General features: G+C 54.3%; 7 protein-coding genes. 1 reads left to right on the forward strand and 6 read right to left on the reverse strand.

Annotation, left to right across the window (positions count from 1 at the left end; all coding sequences use genetic code 11):
- The 4 genes from P0D73_RS45375 to P0D73_RS45390 form a co-directional block, all read right to left on the reverse strand.
- On the reverse strand, positions 1-842 hold an 842-nt coding region (locus P0D73_RS45375; RefSeq protein ID WP_408436215.1), incomplete at its 3' end, for a GmrSD restriction endonuclease domain-containing protein.
- A gap of 542 nt (positions 843-1,384) precedes the next feature.
- Positions 1,385-2,044, reverse strand: coding sequence for a hypothetical protein (locus P0D73_RS45380; protein WP_408261018.1), 660 nt, complete (start codon positions 2,042-2,044; stop codon positions 1,385-1,387).
- A gap of 476 nt (positions 2,045-2,520) precedes the next feature.
- Positions 2,521-4,170: a hypothetical protein gene (locus P0D73_RS45385; protein ID WP_408261021.1), complete on the reverse strand. Its 1,650-nt coding sequence runs from the start codon at positions 4,168-4,170 to the stop codon at positions 2,521-2,523.
- Positions 4,167-4,586, reverse strand: coding sequence for a hypothetical protein (locus P0D73_RS45390; protein ID WP_408261024.1), 420 nt, complete (start codon positions 4,584-4,586; stop codon positions 4,167-4,169). The genes P0D73_RS45385 and P0D73_RS45390 overlap by 4 nt, the downstream gene beginning before the upstream one ends.
- A gap of 811 nt (positions 4,587-5,397) precedes the next feature.
- On the opposite strand from P0D73_RS45390, the gene P0D73_RS45395 reads away from it, so the two are divergent.
- Positions 5,398-6,393 (forward strand): HNH endonuclease, encoded by a 996-nt coding sequence (locus P0D73_RS45395; protein ID WP_408436218.1) that lies wholly within the window; start codon positions 5,398-5,400, stop codon positions 6,391-6,393.
- A 293-nt stretch (positions 6,394-6,686) separates the two neighbouring features.
- Here the strand turns inward: P0D73_RS45395 and P0D73_RS45400 are convergent, their stop codons facing one another.
- Positions 6,687-7,109, reverse strand: coding sequence for an ACT domain-containing protein (locus P0D73_RS45400; RefSeq protein ID WP_408261030.1), 423 nt, complete (start codon positions 7,107-7,109; stop codon positions 6,687-6,689).
- 417 nt (positions 7,110-7,526) lie between these two features.
- Positions 7,527-9,611: a P-loop ATPase, Sll1717 family gene (locus P0D73_RS45405; RefSeq protein WP_408261624.1), complete on the reverse strand. Its 2,085-nt coding sequence runs from the start codon at positions 9,609-9,611 to the stop codon at positions 7,527-7,529.
- Between the last annotated feature and the right edge of the window lie 94 nt (positions 9,612-9,705).

Consider the following 9,705-nt stretch of genomic DNA (forward strand, 5'->3'; position numbering starts at 1 on the left):
CCGAGCGCTTCGTCGAGGTACCTAAATGTCTTCGTGAAGACCTCGGATTCCGTCGCCATGTTGAAGTTCGGATCCATCGCAATCTTCATCAAAGCATCGTCAAGATATTCATGAACGTCCAGACCGGCATCGTAGGGGACTGACCGGAACGCTACGAAGCGCAGTGCCAACTCTACCCCGGCCTGCGATTCAAGTGCCAAGTCAGTTTGGTTTGTTGTTCGAACAAATGCTTCATCGGCCGAGCGTTCGATCAGCCAGTCATAGAACTGCCGGTTTAGTGAAACTGCGATGCTGTTCCTGACTTCTTGCTCAGTTAGCTCGGCCCCCCCCGTATTCAGACGCTGAAATAGCTCAAACTTTGCTGAAAGGTCGCTATCAGACTTGAGTATTTCGACCCTTACCCGCGCTCGCTTGATCTCGATCTGCAGTGCTTGGCCGATTCCGTCGTTCGCATCAGGCGACGATTCTTTCCAGCGTTTCCCATCCAAACTTGGCAAAAAACGCGTGCCATTGAGGATGAGCGGCCCCAGTTGTTCGGCCCGGTCCCCCTTTAGATCTCCGGTCAACTGTAGCACCGTGGACAGTCTCTGCAGCCCATCAATAAGCTCCCAAACCCCATTTTCGTCCTGGTAGACGAAGATCGGCGGAATCGGAATACCCAGAATGAGGGACTCGATAAATCGCGTCTTGCGTTCATCTTCCCAACGATACAATCGCTGAAATACTGGATCGATTACCAGTTCCTCATCTTTGTAAAGATTGATAATCTCGCCCAGTGACATCTCATAGCCGTCGGTGATGACCTTCTTTCTTGCTGCCTGGATCTCGTCTACCAGTGCCATCGTTCCCTCCAATCTCGGCACTCCGGCCGGTCAATACTTTTGATAGTTCTATCCACGTTGCCGCGCAGCGCAAATATCGGTGAAGAACTGATGCCTTAGAACGCGCGAGTCTATCACTCATCGAGCTAACTTGAATATGACACGCCACTCGCCTCCCGCTAGGTCAGGCCGCCGTCGCAACACTGACGTGGTGTCAGACTAGTCCCTGCAAAATCATCCTCACTGTCTCGAACCGCGGACCACAAGACCGGTACGATTGGCACACCAAGGTCCGTTGTCAGCACGAAACCGACGTTCGAATGTCCGTGTGAATGTTTGGGCACCTGCCCACTCATGGCGGACCAACACCTGATGCGATAGACATAAGCCAACCCACTTCGCCCTTCGACCGAGCGCGAAATCGGCCGGTTTCTCGAGCTGCTCAGCGACTTCTCTGCCACCGGTACTGAGAACCGCAGGTGCTTTCAACACGAATGTTTTCCCGGACGTCTGGTTGCAAGCGAATACCAACTGTCGTTGCAGCCCTGATCTGCAGCGCGAAGTCACGCTCCGCCATCCGCGGCGGCCGCCGGCCTGTCATTATCCAATTCTTTGGCCTGCGCTATGAACGCAGCTTGAGCCTCTGAGGCCAGCTTTTTGAAAGTCTCAATATCTGGATGAAACCATTTATCGAAATTGTCGTACGCTCGGACAGCGATGTAGACGCTGCCCATCATTGCCAAGAAATAGGGCAATGTCGTCTCCTTTTTCAGTGGATCGTAGAAATCCGATGTGCTCTGGTAAGCCGTAAAACATGCAAGGCCCATCTCTAGTGCAGCGTACGAGAACCTATGGTGTTTCCGGAGCAAGAAAAATCCCCAGGCTATGAGCGCAACTGAAGGGGCTACAAGGTATGCAGCACCTTGGCTGTGGAAAATTGCTAACAACTCATCCCAGACAACGGGGATCTTTCTCAAGAGCCAAATAACTACCCATACAACGCCTGAGCCGAGCGCAGCGTATGCTGGTTGCCAGTTGGCCATTTGGAGGTGATTCACTGCGTCGTTCGATTGCTTTACGTATTCTTCGACTATTATCTTTCGATTTTCCGCTGAATCCGCTGCTGCTAACCTTTGCTCAAAGGACTTCCTGGCCGCGGATATTTTTCTCGAAAACTCCTCCCGCTGAATTTCGCGAAAGGCCTCGTGACTTTCCCATGACATGGTGGCTCCCGAAAAAAATATGGCAGCTCTTAGAAGCTGCGCAGCGTCGCACTTCTGGCGCTAAGGACGATATAACACCAAGAAAACGACGAGATTGAAAGTCGGCTGTGTCGTGCGGAGCCGACATTCAAACGTCCGTGTGAAAGCGCAGGCCCACGACCGGAGTTGGCCGAACTCTGTCCGATGCCGACGCGCGCCAGAATTCTCAAACCGCGCATCGCGCAGAGGACCGTAGCAAGCCCACTCCGGACGGTCGACCGCGCGCCCCTTAAATTGCAGCTTCCCGGGTGCGAAGCCGACATTCGAGTGTCTGTCGCCAGACATTTTTGGACGGCAGCAGATAGCTACGTCCAGCAATTAGAACTCAGGCACATGTTAAGGTCACAAATCGCTTTCTGCCCATTCAGGCAATGACCGACAACGCAGTAATCGACGATGCGCTACTATGGCTCCGGCGGCAATCTAGCAATCTCTACTCATACGGACCAAGGCTCGCCTGCCTGAAGTCCATACAGCGGAATGGAGCGAATCTGCTCCAGCTGGTTAATCCACAGTACAGGCACCTCGATAAGCGAGCACGTGCCGATGAGGTCTGCGAAGCACTCGGCTTGATCGCGAGTCCGAAACGGCTTTGTCACAGGAACGCCGTCCCAATTGCGCACCTCCCATCCGCGGCGACTTGGTCTGACGCTACACCTGTTATTCCGTACCGACAAGGTCGTCTTATCGACGGTAAGGGCAAGCGCTGACGCCAGCGAACGCGCGGCTTCGGGCAACGTTTTCCTATACAGTATCTGAGGCGGGCCGGATTCTCCCCACCGTGTATGCTGCAGATCGACGGGGCTCCATGCCAGGCCGTCGACGCCCAAACGTTGTGCCCACCAGACCATCAGTTTCAGCGACAACAGCGGCCACTCCTTGCGAAACGGAGCTTCAGGCGTGGCCATTTGCTGACGCTGTCGCGGCCCTGAGCGTGCCTGTTTGTACAGGTCGGCGTGCCAGTCGCTTTGAATCTCGTCGAGGAAAAGGACGCGCTGGCCGTCGTGCGTGTGACGTGTGCTGGTACGCAGATGAACGAGGACGTTGCGGGTCCGGTAGTGCGGCGGCTTGTAGGTGCTTAGCCAATCGTCGAGTTGCAGCAGAATTTCGCGATAGCCATCGCCGCCCGGTAGGGAATAACGTTTCCACTTCGCCAGCGCCTGATCCTTGCCCCAGGAGGCAAACGTCTTGCTCATCCGGTTCTCGGCGAAAGTCATCGCATCATCGGCGCTCTGAAAACCTGGCACCGGCTGCTCGATCATGCGTCCACGCTCGTCGAGCACGCTCCACCAGAAGGGGAGGTCGATCACGAGGTCGCGGTATCGCGTGAGCACGACGGTCCAGCCGAGCGATCGGTGACGGAAACGAGTTAGATGTCGTGCGTGCAGTCCCTCGCCCAAAAGACGCCTGCGTCTGTATTCCGTCCCGGGGATCATGCGGCACTCCTCCGTCCAGCCGGCTCGCGTCACGAAGCCGAAGCGGGCTTCGCACGCAAACTTTGGAACGACGTGCGAGAGATCCATCATTTTCAGGACCTGCGCTTGCGTCAGCATGGCGGTCCGGTCCGCGCCGCGCAGACGGTCGAGAACGCCGGACATCGCGAGTTCTTCCGGCTTGAGGCCCTTGGCAGTGAGCGAGCGCAATGTCGCTGACCATTGAGCCGCGCTTGCCCGCATCAGCCCCGTCTTTCTGACCAATCTCGGCAACGACGAGCGCAACGGCGGCACCGCAAGCTCGGCGCAATAGTGATTGTCCGGCTCGCGTGGGCGGCGCGCCAGCGCATGCAGGCGCCGATTTACAGTGGATTCGTATCGTCGGCAGAAATGCTCATACTCCCGCGTGCTCTGCTTCCGAAGATCAACCATCCATTGCGCAGCCGTCTTTCCGGTGTAGCGAAACGCGCCCGTACAGGGATCGCGGAGCACGACATCGATGAGCGAAGCATAATCCCAGCAAGTGGCCGCGGCCGGCAAGCGCTGGCGTTGCCGGCGATGCCGCTCGTCGAAGCGGCCGATACACAATCCGAGTTCGTTGTCGTCAGTGTGCGCGCAGGCCGCGAGTGGATCGACTTCGTTCACGATGCTCAACACATGGTGCCGGTATACGACGTGGAGCGCAGCCGGTCGGTGGTGGGAACGGAGTCTGGCGCGCATTCGCCCAAGAACGTGCCGACGAACCCGTCGGCATCCTTCCAGTTAGGAAAGGCCATCGAAAACTTCCGCAATCTATGTTCGAATTCCGTCAGCACGTCGTCGGTCGGACTCGCCTCCTTAATCACTCCGTCGAGAACCATTGCATGAATCGTCGGGTTCAGCACGGACAGAAATCTCGAATATGACTGGATGCCCTTGTCACGCCCGAGCAAAGTCTTCTTGTCTTCATTCTTCACAGTGTCCGCGATGGTCATGACCATACGTTCAAGCACATTGAAGGTATGTGGAGTCCTTATCTGCATCTGTTCTGCGAGCATACGGATTCGGGCCACGCCCTCTCCCTTGATCATCGTTTTCGTTCTGCTTCGGTCATTCTTGCTTTGCCGTTCTCTGCAAGGAGAGCACGGCTCGCCCGTTATGTGCATTCAGCATGCCGGATTTTTCGCTTCGAAACGACGCTCACAATTTGTCGTCGGGTGGATCATTGCGTACGTGCGGCGTCGCGCACACTCCCCAAGATGACGCAATACGCCCAGTCGCAGCACCGGTCAGGCTGGCCGTAGGTTGAATCTACCGCCACCCAGATAGTGCAAGAGCGCTACGATGTGGGGCACCTCGCCACTGGCTCTTCCGATTCGTGAGCCGTCTTCAAGGCCACGAGCATGTCGCGCAGTCTCGTTGCCAGCACGCCCGATACCCGGCAAGCTCTCAACTTGACGGTCGTCATCTCCCCGGTCCTGTGGATGAGGCCATCGACGGACCGGCGATTCTCTGCCACCACAGAAAAGCAAAGCACAAGAATCGCCGCATCGACGAAAAAGTCGTCGTCACTTCTCGCCAGCGCCCACCTCCCGCGCGACGTATCGGCATTCAGGTAAATGACAGAGCGATGCAGCCTTTCAGGAGCTTGCGTATCGGGGTCAAGTTGTTTCGCACCATCGCATGAATATGGCGAGTTCCAAAGCGTAGATGCCAAGTATTTCATCCCGGCGCATCTTCCGCGCATACTTAAGCATTGATCTCCTCACACCCGCGATCGAGATCCCTAGTCTGTGTCACCCTGCGCACGGACTATTGTGTGCGGCTCGACGTTTGACGCAATGTGCCGCAATTAACACTCGCAATCAAAATGTCGGTCGGCGTGACCATGCTGCAGGCGAATTGTCGACGCTGGCCGTTGCGATATTCGTGAGCAAACGCACAGATCACCAGCGTATCTACACATATCTTTCTGCCGTGCGCCTATGCACCGTTGATTCGCATCGTCGGCGACGGCAGAAGGGGCGCTACCTAAATAAAAATGGTGGCCGTATGGGGCGAAAGCGGCGTTATACAACGAGTAGCTTTACCAGTATCCAACTGGCGTGCGAGCGTTTCGGCGCGCTTGCCGGCGGCCTTCTTGGGGGTCGCCCGGAGACAGTGACAGCAGAGTTGAGCAAAATACGTAGGTTAATCGGCGTCATTGACGCGAATCTTCCCGCCCAGGAGCGTTTGTATAAGTCGAGAAGTACTTGGGGAAAAATTCGAGAGATTGAAAAGAGTGAGTTCGAATCTCGAAGCCTCTTGAAACAAATCTTTCAGGGTAAGCTTTCGAAGGAAGCATGCGCGAAAATTGATGAATTGAAGAAGTCCATCCCGCAGGGTGATACAAGGTCCGAATTTCCGTCTGATACGAGCGGCACTGAACTTCGCGTCCTGAGAGGCAAGCTGGCGTCATATGAGAAGACTCTTCTAAGGTCGCTTGCGGAAGCCAAAGAGCGAGAGAGAGCGCGCGCTGTTGCTGCCGCAATACGCGCTGAAAATCAAGCTATTACGAAGGCGAGAAAGGACGAGAAGAAGGCTCGACTCTTAGCGTTGGCGGCGGCACATGAGAGCAAGACTCGATCACTGGCACAAGCAATCAGACGAGACGTGAAGCTTCAGCAAGCGACCTTATCCGATTGTCCGTATTGCGGATCACCGCTTACTGATCCTCATGCCGACCACATTTATCCAGTGGCGAAAGGCGGCTTGTCAACGTTGCAGAACATGGTTTTCGTTTGCGCGGATTGCAATGGGCGAAAGAGCGATAGAACTTTGCGAGAGTTCATCAAAATCATGGGCTTCGATCAATCGGCCGTCGAAACTCGACTTGAGCGTCTCGGCAAAAGTTTCTAACGTTATGCATGTGATTAGAAACTGCCAGTCGCCAGTGGAGGCAGGGAACGGCATATCCCGACCGCCGTTCGGCGATGGTCAAAGCAGGCGTTCGCCAATGTTTCGACAGACGTTGGTTAGCGTGCATGCACCGGCCGTTGGTACCTTGGACGCCCAACGGTACCAAACAGCGATCAGCAGCTTTCGTCATTCAGGGGCGAATGGCCGCTTGCGGAGTGCGGAGCCGACGTCTGAATGTCCGACCTCCGACGCAGGCGACTGACGCTTCTTGGCCGGTCGCAGTCCGGCACGCTTCAGGCCCTCTGCAGAATGTCTATCGCGTTTTCGGCATCGTCCAACGAGTCGACGGCGAGATACGCAATAAACTGTGTGCCAAGTACAGCGGCCGAAACGCCCCGGAGGTTGATTCCCCCGTCTGCCAGCATCTGGGTCAATTGCGCGATGATCCCCGGCTGGTCCAGACCCATTACACGGACGGAGTGAAGGCTCGGGGTGACGCTGAACCCCACCTGCGTAGCGGCACGGATCTCCGTGTCCCATTGCAGCGGTGCGACAAACACGATCCCCTTGCCCGATGCTTCCGGCGTACGCCGTGCGACGACGAACTGCAAGTCTGCGCCAGCGTCCCGCAAAGCGTTTAATACTTTCGCAAGGCCACCCGGCTTGTCCTCGATGGTAGCTGCCCAAACATCGACACGTTCTACGCTCAGTTCCATGGCAGTCGCTCCCGCCTGACGCACCTCAAGAAAAAAATCTACTCCACCAACGGCGCGCGAGCAAGGCCTAGCAGCGTAAGCGACACACATGGGAATGCCAGGAATCCTCGGGTCGGCACCGCCGAATTTAATGTCATGCGACGCCGACATCTAGCAGAGCGGCGAGGTCAAGCCGGCTCGCCAGCTGAGTCAGGCGTTCGCCGCACGCGATAGGCACGCGCCGTCCATCTGTCTCAGTTCGACCCGAAGCCGACAGTCGAAATACCGGGAGCCTAATGGCTCTTGTCGGGCGGGGATCTGACGACGCGAGTAAACGTCGACAAGCTTGTCGGCCTTACCGGTCGTTCGCTTTCGACGGCCCCTTTCCAAGTGGATTTGGAATCCCCGACGCGCCGAGGCCTCAACGGCGGTTCCAAATCACCGCTTTTTCTGTCGAGTCGATTTTATGCCGAGATAATTTCTCTCATATACGTCAAGGAGCGTGTTGATTTGATGATCCACCACATCGTGCTTATCGGGGCTCCGCAGCTTCAGCAACAATTTACAAATATATTTAGCAGGCAACTTCATAAGCACCACCCCGTGAGACTGATGCATTTCCTTGATCCAGTCTAAATCCTTGCCGCTATGCAAATTCTCATCGGCATCTCGTGTAATCATGAATCCTAGCGCTCCATACGTCCCCGTCAAATATGATTGAAGCTGGCGATATTCGGTTGCTCCCGGCTCAGCATAGTTCTTCACCTCAAAGATTACTTGACGTACTTTATAGTCGGTTCTTACTCGGCGCCAAAACTCAGATTCTTCCCGATTGCGCCCAACAATGTCCCGTCTTTGCACTGCAGCGCCATTAGGGTGCGATTGAATATTAGTGAGATGCGCTGCGAAAGCAATTCGCAGCGCATCAAGGCACCAATGCTCAAAATCGCTTTGCCCTTCTTGTCCGAGTGGGATTTTATCCAACTGGGTAATTGTCTGGCCAATTCTTGTGTTTCGTATTTCCGGCGTGATTGACTGAACTTTAATGTCATACTCATCAGTTATCTCCTCTGCCTCTTCTGGCTTTAATGCATTTCTGCTTAAATTTAAACCTAGCCAGTAGCATGGGTGAATTAGGAGTCTCGATTTATCGCCAAACGCAACATCGGGAGTTCGTCCATCGTGGCAAAAGGTGAAAGCGCCAGTCGTAGACTCGTGCATACCGAGGAACCCAACGCTATATAACCCCTGAAGGACTCCGCTCGGCTCAAGAAGCCTAACGTCCCTGACTACAGCCTGAGATTCATTTTCGCCGAGTTTTTCTATGACATTCGATAGAAGCGCAGCTGCGGTATGGACGTCGAATTCCGGCTCGCCGTCAGCGAATGCATTAGACATTGCCTGTATTGACGGAAAGACTTTTTGATATTCCTTCCACAAATCTTCTAGACGAGCGACTGAAATAGACCTAGCCGCAAACTCTAAATCCGAAAATATTGCGGTCGACCGATTATTGCGAGAGGCGCAGTAGAAAGCCTCATTTAATAATGAAAGAAGGTCGCGCGGGCGATACAGCGTGAACTGCAGGCATTGCCTGAATCCATCGCGGCCTTGCAAATCGCCCGCAGTGCAACGATCCCAAATCCGTTGGTCCTTCTCTTGATCGAGTTTAAAACAAACGCGCATTCTGGATGCGGCAAGCAACAATAGCTGAGCCCAATCCCAATGCAAACGAATTTCCTGACCCTCAACATTGCGAGAATAATCCGGGTCTTCTTTGGCGACCGCGCGATAGATGTTATCGCGTAGAAAGATAATTGGCCGAATCTTTTCAGCGCGCTTGTTTAATTCAATCGAAGCGTACACCAAGCCTGTTATAATTCCAATTCCGATGTCATCCGGCTCATATCCTTCATCCAATCGGTCCATTAATATTATAAAGCGTCGATCAGAAAGGGCTGTAAGCGAAAGAACCTTACTTTCGATGTGACTTAAATCAAGGTTTGCCGGCAAGTCTCCAACTGCCTCTTCGGGCGACTCACTTGACAAAAAGGTCTTGGCGATGTGCCTACACTTGGTAAGAAGACTTCCTTTTACACCGCTCCAACGCTGCAAGTGTTCGCGAAGAATATCATCATCTTCGACCAAGTGAGACAGCTTGTAATTGCCGCGTATATAAGCGGCGATCTCCATAAGCATGGCGTATCGCCAGAGCAATCTAGTGGATGCGCGCGCCAAATTAAACGAATTCGAAAATGGCTTTAGAAGTGACCGAAACCCAATGACTTCGGTATCTTCGGGTGAGAAACAAAGGATAACGATTTTCTTGTCGTTTTCCCAATATTTCTGCAGTTGAAGATAGAGGGCGCTTTTACCAGTGCCTCGCCTTCCAACGACAACGGTACGTTCGTCGGTCTCGATCAGGGTGCGAAAATCGGCAGTGGGTACGAATGCTTCACTTAGCATTTTTTTATCATTCTCGGCCGTCGTATCGCCGAGTGCATTAGATCTGAGATTTGTCATCAGTAACGGCTCGTCGTATCGTCTATCGGACATATTCTGTGCACAGATTCTACATGCATCGCGTCCAATGCCGAACGTGAAAGTCGCCCAGATC

Source organism: Paraburkholderia sp. RL18-101-BIB-B (genome assembly GCF_046026985.1).
In the GTDB taxonomy this organism is placed as follows: domain Bacteria; phylum Pseudomonadota; class Gammaproteobacteria; order Burkholderiales; family Burkholderiaceae; genus Paraburkholderia.

Excerpts from the sequence above, each read along its gene's own strand:
- P0D73_RS45380 (WP_408261018.1), bottom strand. The coding sequence starts at position 2,044 with ATGTCATGGGAAAGTCACGAGGCCTTTCGCGAAATTCAGCGGGAGGAG.
- P0D73_RS45390 (WP_408261024.1), bottom strand. The coding sequence starts at position 4,586 with ATGATCAAGGGAGAGGGCGTGGCCCGAATCCGTATGCTCGCAGAACAG.
- P0D73_RS45400 (WP_408261030.1), bottom strand. The coding sequence starts at position 7,109 with ATGGAACTGAGCGTAGAACGTGTCGATGTTTGGGCAGCTACCATCGAG.
- P0D73_RS45405 (WP_408261624.1), bottom strand. The coding sequence starts at position 9,611 with ATGACAAATCTCAGATCTAATGCACTCGGCGATACGACGGCCGAGAAT.